The following is an 18,513-nucleotide window of genomic DNA, read 5'->3' on the forward strand; positions in this document are numbered from 1 at the left end:
TTATTGAACCATAACTCTCTGGTCAATTAGGCGTACAGTTACGCCACAAACAACCCGTACAGTTGGAATGATTGTCTTTTTTATGAGGGACTTAAGGTTTTACGAGTTCGTGAGTTGATGTGCAAGTTTACCAAGCAAGATAAGCGCTTGTCCTTTCTCTTCTGTCAATTCATAAGAGAAGTTCAATCGTATCGCGTTATCCACTCTGCCCTGCTCACTGAACAGATCGCCAGATGCGACGCTAATACCTTGCTCAATAGCCAGTTGATGAAATTGTTGGCTGTCGAATTTTTCAGAGAAACGAATCCATATAAAGTAACCACCAGCTGGTTCTTCAATCTCGATTGAATGCGGGAAGTACTGCTTAATGACGTCTATAAATCGCTCTTTCCTGACTAGCAGGTTTTTACGTAGTTTACGAAGGTGATTGTCGTAGCTTTCATGCGTTAAAAAATGGGTGACGCCAAGTTGAACGGGAGCACTACTCGATAACGTAGAAAGAAGCTGCAACTTTTGAATCGCATCGTTAAAACGCTTGTTCACAACCCAACCTATTCGATAGCCCGGACATAAGCTTTTTGAATACGACCCACACAACAAAACAGAATCGGTCTTATCGAAAGCCTTTAGTGGTTTCGGTTTATGCCCTTCGTAATAAAGGTCGCCATACACGTCATCTTCAATAATGTAGGTTTCATGTTGTTCTGCAATATCTACCACACGGCGCTTCGCCTGTTCCGACAAACTGGTTCCCGTCGGGTTCTGAAAAGTCGTCATCAGCCAACACGCTTTGACATCTTGGTTTTGTAGTGCGTTTTCAAACTGCTCTATATTCAACCCATTAATTGGGCAAACATCCACTTCGATAGGGTTAAGCCCTAGCCTTTCGACAGCCTGTAGAGCACCATAGAATGCGGGAGATTCTATCACTACGTTATCACCCGACTTAGTGACCGTTTGCAGGCTCAAGTTAAGCGCTTCCATTGCACCTGACGTAATCACGATGTCTTGATGATTAACTGTAATGCCTTGCTGCAGATAACGCTGTGCGATTTGCCTTCTTAAAGACTCACTTCCAGGAGGCAGATTGTTAATCACACTGGCACCCGTCATCTTCCTGCCGGCACTGGCTAGATTTCGAGTCAAGGTAGGTAATGGGAAAAGATCGGGATCTGGAAATGCAGAACCGAAAGGAATCACACCCTCGGCTGAACTCGACTTCAAAAAATCAAATAAGCGGTCATTAATGGCTTTCTTTTCACGAACGAATGGCTCTACGTAATCAACGCCGTCCAGTCTCGGCGCGACAAAGTAGCCCGACTGAGGTTTAGCGATGATCCACCCTTCGCTTTCTAGCAACTGGTAGGCTTGTAAGACAGTACTATTACTGACGTTGTAATTACGACAACTCATGCGTACCGAAGGGATCTTCTCTCCGGATCGCCACGTATTGTTGGCTATCTGAGTCCGAATATCCTTTGCAAGCTCTTCATAACGCGCCATCTAATTGTACTACCTAGAGAAATTCTGTGAGCCGGTGATTTTATCACTTACGCCAACAACTATTGCTGCTATCCATATGATCGCACCTAATTTCCACAATAGTGTGAATTAGTTCACAGATAACTTTGTAAGCTTTGCTAAGTTTGTACCCAAGGTAGGAGCTAAGTTGGCTTTCTACCTCAATAATTTGATGTAACCCAAAAACATGCGAGATAACAATGAAAAAAATAGAAGCAGACCAATTAAGTTATAAAGGAGAGTCAAACGGTGTTCACAGTTGGACAACACCGAGCGGCCAGCCATATTACTGGCACCCAGATTGGCTCCATATTGCTGAAGATGCGACAGGCTCACATCCAAAGCAAAAGATCGATGTAGAACAAGACCAAGCACCAACAGAAAAACACGCAGTGTCTGCTATTCTGAAACACATCAACCAATGGGCTGCAGACAAACTAGCATCTCACCCTGAGATTGAAACAGGCTCTATTGAAGCTGAAATCAATCTGAAAAAGTAATTTGATTTAAAGTAGGTCGCGAACTCAATCACTCGCGACTTGAGTCAAATATACCGACTGAATAGCCTCGAACCTCGACCGAGGCTATTCAAGTATCTTCATAAAAATGCGGTAATAACCCTCACCTAGCTAACAAATCTCTAACACAAACCAGTTTCTTGTATCAATCCACGAAAGCTATCGATAGAATTTCCGGTCTTATTCACGTCAGTTATACTAATCATTCGTAATTCTAAAGTCGTGAATCTAATAAGAATGAGAACAAAGGCTTTTCGATGGATACTTCAAATTACAATCAATCGCTAACGACTAAGTTATACGTCATTGCTGGCGTACTGTTTGGCACCTACGGCAGCCGGGTATGCCCTATGCTCGAGAGCTTAACGACGTTAGAGATTTTCACACAAGTCAGTATTGTGTTTGCCTTATTATGGATCGCGCGTCGTTATTTATTAGCGCAACATACATTAGTTAAACAAGGTCGATTCGCGCAGCTTGATACCCTTCTATTTTTTGCCGCAAGTGTCCCGTTCGCGCTCTACTACAACTTAAGCTACGAATTCACTATAGATAGCAATTTGAAGGTGTTGTTTGGCATGAGTCTATTCGGCTTCTTTACCGGAAGCATTCTCCAATTGAACGCTAAGCTCAGCCAAATGGATAAAATGGAGACGACTGGACAATTTGACTTCCAACTGGTTGGTGAAAGGAGTTCGCTGGTCAAGCAAATGATTGGTTTAGTTATCGTACTTCTGGTAACACTAACCACCATGCTAACTATGATTGCCGTCAAGGACATCTTTTGGCTAGAACATAACCCAGATCGCTTATTGGATGGCACAGGGAAGATCAGCGTGATCAAAGAGTTTATTTATTTGGCGGTGGTGCTGGGTGGATATGCGATTACCATCATGACGCTTTGGAGCAAACTAATTAAGCGCATTCTCCTAAGCCAAGAGTGTGCATTAAACAAGGTGACCAATGGCGAGCAAGGCGTTCGCTTACCTATTTTCGGCTACAACGAGCTTGGTTCAATGGCCTCAATGACCAACACTATGCTTGATAGCCTCGAAACCGCGCAAAACGAAGTTAAAACCACACGTGACGTTGCGATTGTTAGCCTATCTGCGCTTGCCGAATCGAGAGACAATGAAACGGGCGCACACATCCTTAGAACTCAAGAATACGTTAAGGTGCTCGCACAAGAACTCAGCAAATCAGAAACCCACTCAAGCTTGTTAACACCAAACTACATCGAGTTGCTCTACAAATCTGCGCCTTTGCACGACGTAGGCAAAGTCGGTGTGCCTGATAGCGTGTTATTGAAGCCGGGTAAATTGACGGACGAAGAGTTTGAGATAATGAAAGGTCACCCCGCGATTGGTGCTGAAGCGTTATCTATTGCAGAAAAGCAGTTGGGAAGTAGCTCTTTCTTAAGAGTCGCAAAGGAGATATCTCTGACTCACCACGAGAAGTGGAATGGCAGTGGTTATCCTAATCAGTTGTCTGGTGAAGATATCCCGTTATCTGGCCGTTTAATGGCATTGGCCGATGTTTATGATGCTCTCATTTCGAAGCGAGTCTATAAACCAGCCTTTACTCATGAGCAAGCTAAACAGATCATTTTAGAAGGCAATGGGACGCATTTTGATCCGCAAGTTGTCGACGCATTTCTAGCGGTTGAACAAGCGTTTGTTTCGATCGCTGCAACCTACAAAGATGGCAAAAATATCGCTAGTGAACTCGAACGCGAAAGCCTTGTTGCTCAGCCCGCATAATCTATTCAAAAACCACTAACTTCTTGCACCCTATAGGTTAATCCGTAGGGTGTTTTGTTATCAAATACCCTCTTTAGTCAATAAATCTGATTGAAATGGATTTTTTTTAGCCTTTCTGTTCACTTCGTATTGTCTTAAAAATTCCATACAGGTATAACTACCCATAGATACTATCCCCTCTCAATTGACATGGATGAAGATTATGTTTGAAAAAGTGTTAGCTGCTCCCGCCGATCCTATCCTCGGCCTTACTGAAGAGTTTAAAAAAGACTCTCGTGCAGAGAAAATCAACCTTGGTGTTGGCATCTACAAAAATGAAGATGGTCAAACGCCTGTACTTAAAACAGTAAAGAAAGCAGAAGCTGCACTTCTTGAAAACGAAAAAACCAAATCTTACCTAACGATTGAAGGTACCGCTGAATACGGTCTAGCGGTTCAGAAACTGCTTTTCGGTTCAGATGCAGAGATCGTAACGTCTCAACGAGCTAAAACAGCACAAGCGCCAGGTGGTACAGGTGCACTTCGCGTAGCGGGTGAATTCATTAAGCGCCAACTAGGTGATGTAAAAATCTGGATCAGTAACCCAACTTGGGCTAACCACAACGGTGTTTTCGCTGCTGCGGGTATCGAAACGGCTCAATACAGCTACTACAACGCTGAAACTAAAGACAAAGACTTCGCTGGCATGGTTGCTGACCTAGAGAAAGCTTCTGAAGGCGATATCGTTCTTCTTCACGGCTGCTGTCATAACCCAACAGGTATCGACCCAACAGCTGAAGAGTGGGAAGTACTGGCTAAGCTGGTTGCTGAAAAGAAACTACTTCCTCTATTCGACTTTGCTTACCAAGGTTTTGCGAAAGGCGTTGAAGAAGATGCTGCTGGCCTACGTGTTTTTGCTAAATACAACAAAGAAATCCTTGTTGCTAGCTCATTCTCTAAGAACTTCGGCTTGTACAACGAGCGTGTTGGTGCATTCACACTGGTTGCAGAATCTGCAGACGTAGCAACAACAGCATTCTCTCAAGTTAAAAGCATTATCCGCTCTATCTACTCTAACCCACCAGCGCACGGTAGTGCTGTCGTTACTCACATCCTTGGTGATGCTGATCTACGTGCTGAATGGGAAGCAGAAGTAGCAGAAATGCGTGACCGTATCCAAGAGATGCGTGAGCTATTCGTAACAACACTGAAATCTGAAGGTGTTGATGCAGACTTCACATTCATCGAACGTCAAAACGGCATGTTCTCTTTCTCTGGTCTAAGCAAAGAGCAAGTAACTCGCCTAAAAGACGAATTCGCAATCTACATTGTTGGTTCTGGACGTATCAGCGTTGCTGGTATGACTAAGTCAAACATGGGCCCTCTATGTAAAGGGATCGCTGCGGTTCTTTAATCGTAAAGTGAAACCTGTATTTGCAGACCAGAAACCTGCACTTACAGACCGATAAGTATGCAAAAGCCAGCGATTAAGCTGGCTTTTTTGTGTCTCGACTTTCAGTTTTAGATACTTTGTAAGTTAATACTCTAAGAAAAACTCCACGCCCAGCTCATTGGTTCGTTCGCTACGAATCTTACCTTCTCCATCTCGATGTTGGTACGAGCCACCAATCGCAAACTTGTTGGTCACGAGATAACGTAAACCTAAGTGATAAATCTCTTCATCAAACAGATCACTTCGATTCACTTGCACACTACCGTTGGCAATCCAACGTTTCGCAAAACCATAGTTAAGCTCAGCTTTTACCCCTTGGATGAACTCAGTATCTGAAGATTCAGTTCGGTTGGTGTCATTATCTTCAACCTTACCTTTAGTGATACCAAGCAGGTAGTAAGCCACTATATCTAAATCTTTCTTGATGCTGTAACGGTAACCAACACCCGGCATAAGTGTATCAATTCGAGTCGTGGTGTCGTCAGGGTGAATGAAGCGTGCACTGTAGTCGCCCAGCAACAACCAATCATCCGTCATCGCGTAACTGACGCCTAATCCATACGACGAGGCATTGTTATTACTGCCTACATCTTCATTTAAACTGCCCGAATGCGCCGTGGCATAAACGTGGTCATAATCAAGAATATCCACCGCGTTAGTGTCCGCCCACAAACTTGGAGAAAACGCTAAAACCGCAGAGACAAAACTAAGCTTCCACTTCGACATTCCTATCATCCTTAAACTGTCACTCCATTAATTGAAAGGTTAGTCTATCCATAAGACTTTAAAAAGGTTTTAGCTCACAGATTGATTTGTGACGGCAAAATATTATCAAATGTTGTACCATGAAATCATACAAACCAATGGATGATCATTATGGATGCTGAGTTATTAGAGATTCAAAACTTTCTGGCACAATACCCCCCTTTCACAGAACTCCCTGAAGAGATGTTGGCGAAAGTGACCAGTAGCGTGGAAATTTCTTATTACCGCCAAGATACCCCTATCATTCACTTTGGTGACCAAATTCATGATCTTTATATGGTTCGAAGCGGCGAAGTCGAAGTCTATCGTCGTAAAGGTGAACTATATAACCGCCTTGATGAAGGCCATCTTTTTGGTCAAATGGGCCTACTGACCAACAACAAGGTGCGTTTCCCAGTCAAAGCGACTGAAGACACCCTGCTCTACTGCATTCCTGAACCTATCTTCCAAGAGCTTTACGACAACTACGATTCATTCGCCGACTTTGTCGAAGTAGAAGATAATGCGCGACTGCGCCAAGCCAATTCAGACAGCAACGACGCTAACGACCTGACCACATCAAAGGTAAAAACGCTGCTGACCAGCGAAGCGCCAATGATCGAAAAAACGCGCACGATTCAACAAGCCGCGACCATGATGGCAGAAGACAACGTCTCGTCCCTACTGATTATCGATCCAGATATTGTTGAAGATGATGAAGATGATTCAACGCCAGTTATTGGCATCATTACCGACCGAGATTTATGTACACGTGTACTCGCCGAAGGTCTCGACCCATCGGATGAAGTGTCTAGCGTGATGACACCCGAGGTTATCTCACTCGATCACAACGCCTATGTATATGAAGCCATGATGACCATGCTTCGCTACAACGTGCACCACTTACCTGTGCTTAAAGATAAGAAGCCTATCGGTATTATCGAAGCGACTGATATTGTCCGTTACGAATCTCAAAACTCGCTGTTGCTTGTAAGTAGTATCTTCCAGCAACAAAGCATTGAAGATCTAAAGGTGCTTTCTGAGCAAGTAAAAGACAGCTTTGTACGCTTAGTTAACGAAGACGCCAACGCCCACATGGTGGGTACTGCAATGTCGGTAATTGGCCGTAGCTTTAAGCAACGTATTATTGAACTGGGTGAAGAGAAATTGGGTAAGGCGCCTATTCCTTATTGTTTCCTCGCACTTGGCTCGATGGGGCGTGATGAGCAGCTGCTCGTTACTGACCAAGATAACGCCATTATTCTTGATGATACTTACGACGAGAAAAAACACGGTAAATACTTTGAAGAGCTATCGACCTTCATTTGTGATGGCTTAGACCAATGTGGCTATGTGTACTGTACTGGCGACATCATGGCGACTAACTCAACGTGGCGTATGACTCGTCGCCAGTGGGAAGAGTGCTTTGCCGATTGGATTGATGATCCAAACCCGAAAGCACTGTTGAATGCTTCAATCTTCTTCGACTTAGATGGCGTTTATGGTCGTCTGAAATGGGCTGAGCAATTGAACAGCTTTATTGTTCGACGCGCACGCAAGAACAACCGCTTCTTGGCGTGTCTTGCACGTAACGCACTCAACCGCACACCGCCGCTCGGTTTCTTCAAAGATTTCGTGATGGAGAAAGATGGCCGTCACAACAACTCAATCAACCTTAAGCGTCGTGGTACTGCGCCTCTGGCCGATTTGATTCGTGTTCACTCGTTGGCGGTTGGCTCTCGCTCTAAGAACTCATTCGAACGTTTGGATGACATTATCGACGCAGGTATTCTGCCAAAAGGCCGAGCTCAAGATTTGAAAGATGCGATGGAGTTTATCTCTCTAGTTCGTATTCGCCACCAAGCACACGATGTCGACAACAACATCGAGCCTGATAACAACATCGAGCCTGAGAACCTGTCTGACTTCGAGCGACGTAACCTAAAGGATGCATTCCAAATATTAAGTAATGCGCAAAACTTCCTTAAGTTCCGTTATCAAGCCAGCAACAAGTTTAAGTAGGGCCTATGAACAAACTATTCAGATCACCTGCGGTCGATTGGCCATTTAAGTTTGCTCAGAAGCTAGAACGAGCGAAAGACGAGCGCTTAAAGCACTTTTATAGCCAGCCTCTTCCAGCGCCTGATACGCCACTTTCAGAAGTGATGTTCTTGGCTGTCGACTTTGAGACAACGGGATTAAACCCAAACAAAGACGGCATTATTACTATTGGTTTAGTGCCATTTACGCTCAATCGCATCTACTTGCGACAAGCCAAACACTGGACGCTGAGACCAAAACAAAAGTTAGAAGAAGAATCTGTCGTTATTCATGGTATCACTCACAATGACATCATTGATGCGCCAGACCTTAGCGAAGTATTGGGCGAGATCTTAGAATCAATGGCGGGACATATCCCGGTGGTTCACTATCGTCGAATCGAGCGTGACTTCTTGGACAATGCATTGAAGGTGCGACTCGGAGAAGGCATTGAGTTCCCAGTTCTCGATACGCTCGAGATTGAATCCCAGATCCAGAACAAACTGGCCGGTGGCCTATGGAATAAGCTAAAAGGCAAAAAACCAGCATCAGTGAGGCTTGGGCAGAGCCGTCGTCGATACCACCTACCCGACTACACGCCGCATCATGCATTAACTGACGCGATCGCGACCGCTGAGCTTCTCCAAGCGCAGATTGCTCATCACTTTGACGCAGAGATGCCTTTGAAGAATTTCTGGCTCTAATTGAGTTTCGTAAGCTAAACATAAACACAAAGCCCACTAACTTCCATTAGTGGGCTTTGTTATTTTTTATCATCTAAGTTTATGCTGCTGTTGGCCCAACCAATCGAATTTCCCAATCTTCAACTTCACCCGTTTCTAGGCGTCGTTCAACCAACTTGCCCCAAGATTCTACGAGTGGCAGTTCAGCCATCTGGCTCAGTTCTTCTCGATCCAGGCTTCCCGTAAAAACGGCACTCATAATGCGCGCGAGCGACCAGTCTGGGTATGGTCTTTCACACAGAGTAATATCGTCGCCTTCACCAATGTCACCTTCCTCTAATACACGGAAGTACCAACCCGTTCGAAGCGTGTCTTGCAACCTTCTCGCCATGTCATTTTGGTCGAATCGTACGTTAAGCTTCCAACAAGGCATGCGTCCCTGTGAGACTTCCAACAATGTTGAGCCGATACGAATCTTATCTTTCAAGCAAATCGATTCTTCGGTTATGCCCATTGAGCTAATGTTCTCACCAAAGGCGCCTGCAGATTGGAAGATCGCTTTGTCGCCCAGTTCTTGTTTCCAAATTGGGTAGTGCTCACTTGGATAGATATGAAGCGCTTTTTGAATGCCACCATGAAAGCGAGGGTCGCCTTGTTCATCATTTGTGAAACCTAGCTCTGTGGCGTGCTGACGCTCTGAGAAAACCTGCTTATCAATGGCACTTTTTGCTCCATGTGCAAAAGTTACGGTCTTACCTGCCAAGACACTGTTTACTACGCCTAACTTCTTCATATCCCTTCCTTCTTATTGGACACTTTCTTACTGAGCTGCGTGAGATAAAACGACATCGCACTCGACTTCATTCACTATGCCAAGCATGATAGCCTAACAAGCCAATGTCAGAGTAGAGATGTAAGGACAATTAACAATGCCAACCCGCCAAATAGATTCTCACTCCGATGTCATGACCTCCAATGAGATGATGGTCGCTAATCCTAATTTACCAGCGTTGGTGAAGACCATCGATATGCCCAAAGGCTATGTCGATGCAATGCACCAACATACATGGCATCAAGTGATCTTCCCGATCAAGGGCTTGCTACAAACTAAAACTGATCACTACCAACATCTTGTCCCGCACACCTCTGCTCTTTTCGTACCTGCAGGTATTCAACACGAATCTATCGCATTGAGCCATACAACATTTGTCGGCATCTACCTTAATCCTGCATTTGGAAATAAATATGAGCCTCAAGTGCGAACCATTACCCTGACGCCGTTTTTAAATGAGTTATTACAGGAAATTCGCAGACAGTGCGAAGGACTTGTGAGTGATGAAGAGGTATCGCGATTACTTTCGGTATTGCACGATCAGATCATGAAAGACAACGTTCAGACCTATCAATTGTTGCTACCCGAAGACAGGCGTTTGAAGCTTATATTTGAAGTGCTGACAGAGGCACCAACGTTGGACTTTTCGTTGAAGGAATGGGGAGATAAAGTCGGCGCATCAGAGCGAACCTTGTCGCGCTTATTCTCAAAAGAGTTCAACACATCATTTCAGTTATGGCGACAACAAATCCGCCTGATTTACTCGTTGTCTTTGCTCGATGAAGAGTTCTCAATCCAAAGCATTGCCGACCAAGTCGGTTATCAAAACGACTCGTCCTACATCAAAGCATTCAAGGCTTCCTTCAATGTCACCCCGCAGCAGTTTCGCTTAAATGGTCGACGAAGATAATTTCAGCCTCTTTGTTTTTAACATCTGTAGAGATAAAAAAAGAGGAGCCTCAGGCTCCTCTCTTTATTGGTTAATATCGAAATTCGCCTATTGAATTAAGCGTATTTCTCTTCAAAATCTTTCATGAAGTTGACTAATACTTGTACGCCTTCCAAAGACATGGCGTTGTATAGAGATGCTCTCATTCCACCCACCGCTCGGTGACCTTTTAAGGATTTCAGACCCGCAGCATCAGCTAACTCTAAAAACTTTGCATCTAGTTCTGGTTTCGCCAATTGGAAAGGTACGTTCATTCTTGAACGGTTTGCGGTGTGAACATCGTTTTTGTAGAAAGCAGAGCTATCAATCGCATTATAAAGCAACGCCGCTTTCTCTTTGTTCACCAACTCCATCGCTTCAACGCCACCTTGAGCTTTCAGCCACTTGAATACAAGGCCTGATAGGTACCAAGCGTAGGTTGGTGGTGTGTTGAACATTGAGTCTTTTTCAGCAAGTACTTTGTAGTTAAGAATACTCGGCAATACTTCGTTTGCTAGTTCTAGTAGATCATCACGTACGATAGCAATGCAGATACCAGCTGGGCCGATATTCTTTTGAGCACCCGCGTAGATAACACCATACTGAGAAACATCGATCTTACGAGACAGAATGTTAGATGACATATCCGCGACGATTGGCTTATCCGTTTGAGGAAGCTCACTGATTTCAATGCCATCGATGGTTTCGTTTGGACAGAAATGTACGTACGCCGCTTCTGGGTCGATTTTCCAATCTTTAGCCGGAACAACCGCCGCTTTGCCATCAATAGATGTCTTCGCGTTAAATACATCGATTTCGCAATATTTGCTCGCTTCAGTCACTGCGCTTTCTGCCCAGTAACCCGCATCAATGTAAGTTGCTTTCGTCGCGTCACCTAGAAGGTTTAGAGGAACAGCAGCGAATTGAGCACGAGCGCCCCCCTGACAGAAAAGAACTTTATAGTTGTCTGGGATGTTCAGAAGATCACGTAGGTCTTGCTCAGACTCATCGGCAACTTGAATAAATTCTTTGCTGCGATGGCTGATTTCCATAACGGAAGTGCCTAAACCATTCCAATCAATGAAGTCTGCTTGCGCTTGTTTCATTACCGGTTTAGGCAGTGCCGCTGGGCCAGCACTAAAGTTGAATACGTTATCTAATGTAAGTTCCATGGGGATAATTGCTCCTGCTAAATAATAACTATGCAAGTAATACCATGTTTTACCCAACATAAAAACAACAAAAGAGGTCTTAAGACCTCTTTTGTTTCGTACCGTACAAAATGTTTAACTTAACCCGTTAGATCGCCCTATCAGTATTAAGCCCGACTCTTTTTATTGAACAAAAGCCGGCATAAGCAGTGCAATTAATGGAATTTCTTGTCCATTTTCAAACACTAGATTTCCATTCTCTAGGTCAGCCGTGATTTCATAACCACTTTCTGTTTGCTTGATCATTTCCATCACGATCAATTCGTCGATACCTTCACGGATAAAAGGGTATTCTTCAACAAGCTCATTTGAGAAGCTAGATTGAACATTACCTGTTAATGCAGGAACAATCATTGAAGGGTTACTGCTGATGTTTTCTGTGCCTTCCGGTACGCTCACCAACCATTTAGATTCAAACTGACCCTTGCCTAATTCTAACGACATATTGTTCATTGAAAGGTCGAAGCCTTTAGCAAACAGTACGTCGATGAACGGAATGATCTCAGCCACATCTTCTTGTGTCAGAACAGGATTCGCCTGGTAAATTTCAAAGATTTTCTCAAACGACTGGCTGTCCAGTTTCGACATTTCAAAATCGACGTTTAGATTGTTCAACTGGCCTTCGTTGGTCTCAATATTGGCGATATCCAACTTAAGACTGCTGCTCAAGCGCTTAGTCGCTTCATCTAGATGCGATTCAAAATCGTACTTAGAGTTTTCGATGGTCATGAAAGGCTGCATTGCAGAATCTGAAATCAAGAAGCTATCAATAGTAAAATTCTGCGTGCCTAACCAGTAACCTTTCGCTTGCTGGCCTGAGCCAATGCCTTTTAGGTTAGAGAGTGTGACCTCTTCACCCGTTTCAAAATCAATTTGAACCGATGGGATAGAAAGCTGGTAATCAACCTGCCCTAATACAGTGGCATGGCCAGACAGATTCGACTTCGTGATAGATACCGAGGTACCATTTTCTTCTGAGCCTTGGTGATTGAACTGGCTTAACTCGAAGTTGAAATCCGTGTTGCCGTTTAGCTCAGTGCTGGTAGTCAGAGTAAGAGGCAGAATGTCAGTATTCTCAAACGTCGACAGCGCGTTTAAGCTCACTAAGCCATGGCTCACCGCACTATTAATGACAAACTCACTCGGTAAGCCATCGAGCGCAAGTTGCTCTTTCAAGCTCTCATCCGTCACAGTTACGCGAGTGGTTACAGTAGAAGAAAGGTAACCTCTATCGTATTCCACGATCTCAGCTTGAATGCTTGAATTGTTAAGCTTTGCAACGCCATCAGTAATCGCATTTTGTCCAATTTGCCCAACCGCTAATGGCCAACAAAGTGCCAATGAGATTGCTCCGCCAATTGCACCAATTTTTCTTAACTGTTCCATGAGTTCTCTTTCTACACTAGTCTGTTTTTTTTAGTCTAACCCATCAATAGCAAACAAGAAACATTGAGTTAAATCAGTCTATTGCTCGATACTTCGATTGCCTCAATAAATTAACGGCTAGCTCTCATCCTTATTGAGCGGTTCTTGCTAGGCTAGAGACGTCGCTACTATTAAGGTTGAGCTGTGAATCAATACGCTGTTATCTGTTTGGACAATAATCCGGTTAGCATTGAAAGGATACGTTCGGAGCTGGCTCCGTTAGCTTCTGTATTCGATATTTATACTGCCGAGAACATAGAAGACGCGCATCACGCATTAGAAGATATCCATGATCACCACCAAACCGTTGCTTTAGTGATCACTCATCATCATTCTGGATTTAATGGTGTGCAATTTCTAATTGAACTGGAACAACTGCCCCATAGTAATACCGCAAGAACAATATTAGTCAGCGCTTCGTCAGACATCCAATCCATTCTGACCGCGGTGAATGAGGGCCGGCTCAATCACTGCCTAACCAAACCCGTTCAAGATCAAGTTCTATTCAAATCGGCGCAAAAAGAGCTGACCTCTTTTGTTATCCAATACGACTCAGAAAACCTGTTATCTTACAGCGACGCGTTGGATCAACAGCGCTTATTCAGAGCGCACATCGAGCAAAAGATTCATTCTTTTCAATCAGGATTCATTCACGACTACCACCAGCTTTCTGACAATGCCCTTGCAGAGCGTGTCGTCAGTGCATTACAAGATGTGTTTTCAAAAGATGACAAAACCAAGGCCATTCGAGACTACTCACCCGAACATCTCCTCACTGTAGAAGGTGAAGACAATCGCTTTTTATGGCTGATCATTGAGGGTGAAGCCGCTCTCTATAAAAAAGATGAGTTGGGGCAACAGCGGGAAGTGGTACGACACTCTAAGGGCAACATTGTCGGCGGGATGTCATTTGTGACGGGTGAACCTTCATTCTCAACCGCGATAACCCTAACGCAAACACGAGTCATCAAGCTGGATAAAGATAGCTTTGCTCAAGTGATGCACTCAAACAATACCCTGCTGCCGTTATTCACCAATCTATTGCTCCGTCATTTTAACCGCCGCTTGCAAAGAAGTATCACTAATAAAATCAAGCTGCAACAAACGTTGGAGTCACTAGAGTCTGCACATCAACAATTGATCGAGAAAGAGAAGATGGCGATGCTTGGGCAACTTGTCGCGGGCGTTGCTCATGAGTTGAACAACCCTATTGCCGCGATCTTACGAAGTATTGAAACCTTGTCTGAACATCTCGACCAGATACTCGAAAACTCGTCACTCCCACAATCGAATAAAGGGACTGACGTGCTGGCGCATTCAAAGTTAGCCAAGCCACTATCAACGGCTCAAGAAAGACAACTCGTAAAGCACCTCACCTCTACTATCGATGATCGTGCGCTAGCCAAAAAAGCCGTGAGACTAAACCTAAGCCAAGACTCGGCGGTTCTAGACACCTTGAAAGACTCACCTGTCGCAGGCAAAGAGCTGCTCAATGACTTAGAGCATTACCACTATGTTGGAAACTCTATTCGCTCAATTCAAGTGTGCAGCAAGCGTATTGCCGATATGGTCAAAAGCCTAAAAAGCTATGCCCGAGAAGATGAAGAAGTTCGCCACTACACAGATATCCACGAAGGGCTTGAAGATACTTTAGTGATCTTTGAAAACAGACTCAAACATCACCAACTCGAGAAGCATTACGACACCAACTTACCGCCTTTATTGTGCCAGTCACTCTCTCTGCAACAAGTGTGGACCAATCTTCTTTCCAATGCGCTCGATGCCCTTTCTGAACGAGGCAAAGTGTCCATTACTACCTCTCAACATACAAAAGGTGACGACACGTTTCTTGTGGTGCAAATCTCCGATACTGGCCACGGCATTGCCAAAGAAGACATCAACACCATTTTCAACCCAAATTTCACGACCAAAAAAGAAGGTAACTTTGGTTTAGGGATTGGGCTATCCATTTCTCAACAAATCGTTTCGGCTCATCAAGGATTTATTTTGGTGGAGTCAGAGGTAGGCAGTCATACAAACATGCAAGTGTGGCTTCCATTCAAACAAGAAGGAGCACCTCATGAATAAGTACCTAATTTTATGTGTCGATGATGAACCTGAAGTTCTCAATAGTGTCCTTCAGGACTTGGCGATATTTGAAGAGAACTTTCTGGTTGAAGGTGCTGAATCGGTCGATGAAGCCATGCAAGTAATCAAAGAAATGGGACAAGATGGTATTAAGCTCGCGTTAATCTTGTGCGACCACATCATGCCAGAAAAAACCGGCATCGATTTTCTGATCGAACTCAACCAACACGACGCGACCAAGCCAACGCGTAAACTGCTACTCACAGGGCAAGCTGGGCTTGAAGATACCGTCACGGCCATTAACAACGCTGCACTTGATTTCTATATTTCAAAACCTTGGCAAGGCGACCAACTGAGAGACACGATTACTCAACAATTGACTGACTATGTCATTGCCAACGACAAACAATTGCTTAACTGGACTTCCATCTTAGATACCGAGCGTATACTGACTTCCATGGCGGATAAACGCACCAGTTTTGGTGAATAGCATTAATTGGTTAATAGATACTGAGAAAAGCAGCATTCGATATAAGAACCGTCCGAATACATACAAATTTTGGATAATTCGTTCTTCTATTTTCCTCATTCGCCCTAAAACATGAGATCTCCGTTACAGACTGATCCTTAATTTGCTTGTTTTTTAACTAAATGAGTAAGGTTTTACATTTTAAAGGATTACTTTTCCGTGAGTTAGATTAAACTGTCTCAATGTTTATGGTTTGCCGATTTGTCTCAAACCAAAGGAATTAACACTAATATAGGTTTACGGTCGTTATGCGCAAAATTCTACTTACTACCGCTATGCTATTGGCTTCTGGTCAAGCACTAGCTGTTGATGAACAACCACAGGTAATGAGCAACTTTAACTATGATTACTTTGAAGCACGCATCGGTGCTAGCCCAGTAACATTTGGTGGTGCGTTCAGTAAGTCAATTCACCCGAACGCTCATGCTGTAGCACGTATCGATTCAGAATTTGAAGGCGATTACGACTCAGCTGTAGGTCTTGGTTTCCACGCTCCACTAAACAACTGGGCAGACCTAACAGGTGAAATGCTAGCTCGTATCGTTCAGCCAGAGAACTCAAGCTCTACTGATATCGGTATGGAAATCAACGTTGGTGTTCGCCAATGGCTTGGTCCACAACTAGAAGTTGGTGGTAAAGGTGGTTACGTTTCTATCGATGACAACGATGATTGGACAGGTTCTGTTTACGCGCGTTTCCACTCTACAGAGCTTTTCTCTCTAGGTGCTGAAGCTCGTATTAACGACTTCTACGGTGACCAACTTATGTTCACTGCTCGTTTCAAGTACTAGTACTTAACGTTAAAGCCCGAACAGATAAGCTCTTAGCCTCTCAAACTTGCTAAGACAAAAACAAAAAAACCGAGGACATTCCTCGGTTTTTATTTATTAACAGTAATCTTAAGCATATAAGGCAAACTTCTTTAGTGGCAGCTCTTTAGTAATTGCTGCTTGCGTGGCTCTTGTAATAGTTTCCAGTGAATACCATCAATTGCACCCGCAAATTTCCAAAGTAGTTTTAGGTCAACATCGTTTCCGTACGCTTCGCGAACCTTATTAAACACTTCAGGCGCGCCCAACTGCATAAACATTGAAACATCATCCACACCCGCCTTTTTAACCATGCGTTCTAACGTAAGTTGCATGTTTGGTAGATCTCTTAATCTGCGGCTAGCTGATGATTTCTTGAAGCTACGTTGCTGAATTGAGTTATCGATTGAAGTACGAATAATACTATCCAATTCAGGATGTTCACATGTAAACAGATCCGTAATATCGTAGTAATTTACGGTAGCTGTTGTCTGTTTTTTTACATGACGATACTTTTCACAATCAAGATCGGTCAGTTTTTTATCTAATGATTTTCCACCTCTAATGAATAAACAACCTTCACTCAATAAAGCGAACATAGCGTCATTTTGAAAGAGGCCAATACCTCCGAACATAGAACGTTTTTGATGCTCACCAAATTGATTCACGTAATTAATAAATGCTGTCTCGGTCATATCCGTTGATCCTTAATCAAATTACCCCGATTAGGTTGATCACCAGACAAGCAGCTTGTTATGCGAAAAATTTTAAATCTATTTTGTTATTCTATAGGTGAATATTATGGTTTCGTTTTTCACCTTTAAATAAATCATACTTCGAAAAGAAAAATAAGTCTGGACATAGTTCACATCAATCAATTGAGTATTCTGGTTTTTCATGATTGACGTCACAGTAAACTATCAAACCATGCTTGAATTTGGACACCTAGTGATACACCGGTTCAAATTATTAAAGGTTATGTGGACGGATGAGTATTGCCTCGCAGCATCGTGGCTTGTAAAATGGCAGGACATACATGTTTTTACTTTTTATATGAATCATTTATCGTTTTTCTGGCTACCACAAAATAAGACTCTTCTCTTAAAGGGTCTAGAATCAGAGTTTGCCCAACTTGTTGGCCATTCTATCTCAGCGGGAAAAATAACACTTCCTCCTATCCCTAACGTTGTACTGAAAATTCAAAAGCTCTGTACCCTTGAGTCAACCGGGATTGCCGAAGTTGCCGAGTGCCTACTCGAAGATCCAGGCCTCACTGCTATCGTCATTCGTGTGGCTAACTCTGTCGTCTTTAACCGACGTAATATTACTTGTGTTGATATCATGACAGCCGTGTCCCGCCTTGGCATATTAAGAGTTCGTGACATCGTGACAGCTCAAGCCATAGAGCAACTCAAACATTCAGTGAACCTAAGCAGAGAATGTAATGAGTTATTGGTTAATAGCGCTTCTGTATCCAAAGAACTGGGCGCCACCATGGTATTGGTGACCAACGGCTTCAAAGAGCTCTCTCCTATTGAATACCGCTACCTTGAACATGAAAAATCACTGCTTGTTGGATTGCTGGCTGATATTGGCTTGTTCTGTTTGGTTAGCGAATACCACCTCTACCTCGAAAATGGCAATTACCTAGACCACGACATTGCTCTACAAATATTCCAAGGCCAATGTTCTGCTACCAGTAAATTGGTGCTTAACCGTTGGGGCTTCGACAGCGACTTTATTGATGTATGCAGCAATACCATCAACAACCACGAACAACGTGAAGTGTCTTACTTAGATATTGCTCGAATCGCTAACCACCTGCTGATGTTCAGAAACAAGGATGAGAACATCGATGATCACGAAGTTGAGCTTAACGTGACAGGTGCAGAGGTGCTTTATAAATTAAGCAACTTGAGCAAACATGATTTTAATGCAAAGCTAAGCGACGTGATCAATACTAGCGGCTTCTAAGTTACTGTTAAGTGACAAG

16 protein-coding genes are annotated in these 18,513 nt (G+C 43.6%); 10 read left to right on the plus strand and 6 right to left on the minus strand.

All coding sequences use genetic code 11. The annotated features are described in order from the left end of the window. Positions 1 to 99: 99 nt before the first annotated feature. Positions 100 to 1,503: a PLP-dependent aminotransferase family protein gene (locus CWO08_RS17465; protein ID WP_107899253.1), complete on the minus strand. Its 1,404-nt coding sequence runs from the start codon at positions 1,501 to 1,503 to the stop codon at positions 100 to 102. Between the two features lie 218 nt (positions 1,504 to 1,721). On the opposite strand from CWO08_RS17465, the gene CWO08_RS17470 reads away from it, so the two are divergent. The 3 genes from CWO08_RS17470 to CWO08_RS17480 all read left to right on the plus strand — a co-directional run bounded on the left by CWO08_RS17470 (position 1,722) and on the right by CWO08_RS17480 (position 5,192). Beyond that, the gene (locus CWO08_RS17470) at positions 1,722 to 2,021 is read left to right on the plus strand and encodes a hypothetical protein (RefSeq protein ID WP_017060414.1); all 300 of its coding nucleotides are present in this window, start codon (positions 1,722 to 1,724) and stop codon (positions 2,019 to 2,021) included. A gap of 275 nt (positions 2,022 to 2,296) precedes the next feature. After that, entirely contained in the window at positions 2,297 to 3,799 is a 1,503-nt protein-coding gene (locus CWO08_RS17475) for an HD-GYP domain-containing protein (protein WP_102432747.1), read from the plus strand. A 202-nt stretch (positions 3,800 to 4,001) separates the two neighbouring features. Beyond that, positions 4,002 to 5,192: an amino acid aminotransferase gene (locus CWO08_RS17480; RefSeq protein WP_102432748.1), complete on the plus strand. Its 1,191-nt coding sequence runs from the start codon at positions 4,002 to 4,004 to the stop codon at positions 5,190 to 5,192. Between the two features lie 123 nt (positions 5,193 to 5,315). On the opposite strand, the gene CWO08_RS17485 is transcribed toward CWO08_RS17480, so the two are convergent. Then, the gene (locus CWO08_RS17485; protein WP_108020843.1) at positions 5,316 to 5,957 is read right to left on the minus strand and encodes an outer membrane beta-barrel protein; all 642 of its coding nucleotides are present in this window, start codon (positions 5,955 to 5,957) and stop codon (positions 5,316 to 5,318) included. Between the two features lie 150 nt (positions 5,958 to 6,107). Here CWO08_RS17485 and CWO08_RS17490 point away from each other — a divergent pair, with 150 nt between their 5' ends. Both CWO08_RS17490 and CWO08_RS17495 read left to right on the plus strand, forming a co-directional pair. After that, on the plus strand, positions 6,108 to 7,997 hold the full coding sequence (locus tag CWO08_RS17490; RefSeq protein WP_108020844.1) for a putative nucleotidyltransferase substrate binding domain-containing protein: 1,890 nt from the start codon (positions 6,108 to 6,110) through the stop codon (positions 7,995 to 7,997). A 5-nt stretch (positions 7,998 to 8,002) separates the two neighbouring features. Further along, the gene (locus CWO08_RS17495) at positions 8,003 to 8,719 is read left to right on the plus strand and encodes a 3'-5' exonuclease (RefSeq protein ID WP_048658409.1); all 717 of its coding nucleotides are present in this window, start codon (positions 8,003 to 8,005) and stop codon (positions 8,717 to 8,719) included. Between the two features lie 79 nt (positions 8,720 to 8,798). Here the strand turns inward: CWO08_RS17495 and CWO08_RS17500 are convergent, their stop codons facing one another. Beyond that, positions 8,799 to 9,491 carry an MOSC domain-containing protein gene (locus CWO08_RS17500; protein ID WP_108020845.1) on the minus strand — a complete coding sequence of 231 codons (693 nt, stop codon included), beginning with the start codon at positions 9,489 to 9,491 and terminating at the stop codon, positions 8,799 to 8,801. 136 nt (positions 9,492 to 9,627) lie between these two features. Here CWO08_RS17500 and CWO08_RS17505 point away from each other — a divergent pair, with 136 nt between their 5' ends. Further along, the gene (locus CWO08_RS17505) at positions 9,628 to 10,440 is read left to right on the plus strand and encodes a helix-turn-helix domain-containing protein (RefSeq protein ID WP_108020846.1); all 813 of its coding nucleotides are present in this window, start codon (positions 9,628 to 9,630) and stop codon (positions 10,438 to 10,440) included. 95 nt (positions 10,441 to 10,535) lie between these two features. On the opposite strand, the gene serC is transcribed toward CWO08_RS17505, so the two are convergent. Further along, a complete protein-coding gene (gene serC, locus CWO08_RS17510; RefSeq protein ID WP_029224511.1) occupies positions 10,536 to 11,630 on the minus strand; it encodes a 3-phosphoserine/phosphohydroxythreonine transaminase in 1,095 nt (364 codons plus the stop codon). A gap of 162 nt (positions 11,631 to 11,792) precedes the next feature. Continuing rightward, on the minus strand, positions 11,793 to 13,055 hold the full coding sequence (locus CWO08_RS17515) for a DUF945 family protein (RefSeq protein ID WP_017091692.1): 1,263 nt from the start codon (positions 13,053 to 13,055) through the stop codon (positions 11,793 to 11,795). A 183-nt stretch (positions 13,056 to 13,238) separates the two neighbouring features. On the opposite strand from CWO08_RS17515, the gene CWO08_RS17520 reads away from it, so the two are divergent. From CWO08_RS17520 to CWO08_RS17530, 3 genes are all read left to right on the plus strand, one after another. Further along, positions 13,239 to 15,182 carry an ATP-binding protein gene (locus CWO08_RS17520; protein ID WP_108020847.1) on the plus strand — a complete coding sequence of 648 codons (1,944 nt, stop codon included), beginning with the start codon at positions 13,239 to 13,241 and terminating at the stop codon, positions 15,180 to 15,182. Continuing rightward, positions 15,175 to 15,672, plus strand: coding sequence for a response regulator (locus CWO08_RS17525; protein WP_048664795.1), 498 nt, complete (start codon positions 15,175 to 15,177; stop codon positions 15,670 to 15,672). Before CWO08_RS17520 ends, CWO08_RS17525 begins: the two co-directional genes overlap by 8 nt. A 287-nt stretch (positions 15,673 to 15,959) precedes the next feature. Next, positions 15,960 to 16,502: a hypothetical protein gene (locus tag CWO08_RS17530; RefSeq protein WP_019822601.1), complete on the plus strand. Its 543-nt coding sequence runs from the start codon at positions 15,960 to 15,962 to the stop codon at positions 16,500 to 16,502. 131 nt (positions 16,503 to 16,633) lie between these two features. On the opposite strand, the gene CWO08_RS17535 is transcribed toward CWO08_RS17530, so the two are convergent. Continuing rightward, entirely contained in the window at positions 16,634 to 17,215 is a 582-nt protein-coding gene (locus CWO08_RS17535; RefSeq protein WP_017060401.1) for a TfoX/Sxy family DNA transformation protein, read from the minus strand. A 358-nt stretch (positions 17,216 to 17,573) separates the two neighbouring features. Between CWO08_RS17535 and CWO08_RS17540 the strand changes: the two genes are divergently transcribed. Continuing rightward, a complete protein-coding gene (locus CWO08_RS17540) occupies positions 17,574 to 18,494 on the plus strand; it encodes an HDOD domain-containing protein (protein WP_048664794.1) in 921 nt (306 codons plus the stop codon). The last annotated feature ends 19 nt before the right edge of the window (positions 18,495 to 18,513 follow it).

It is taken from the genome of Vibrio sp. 10N.286.48.B8 (assembly GCF_003050085.1).
Classification (GTDB): Bacteria; Pseudomonadota; Gammaproteobacteria; order Enterobacterales; family Vibrionaceae; genus Vibrio; species Vibrio crassostreae.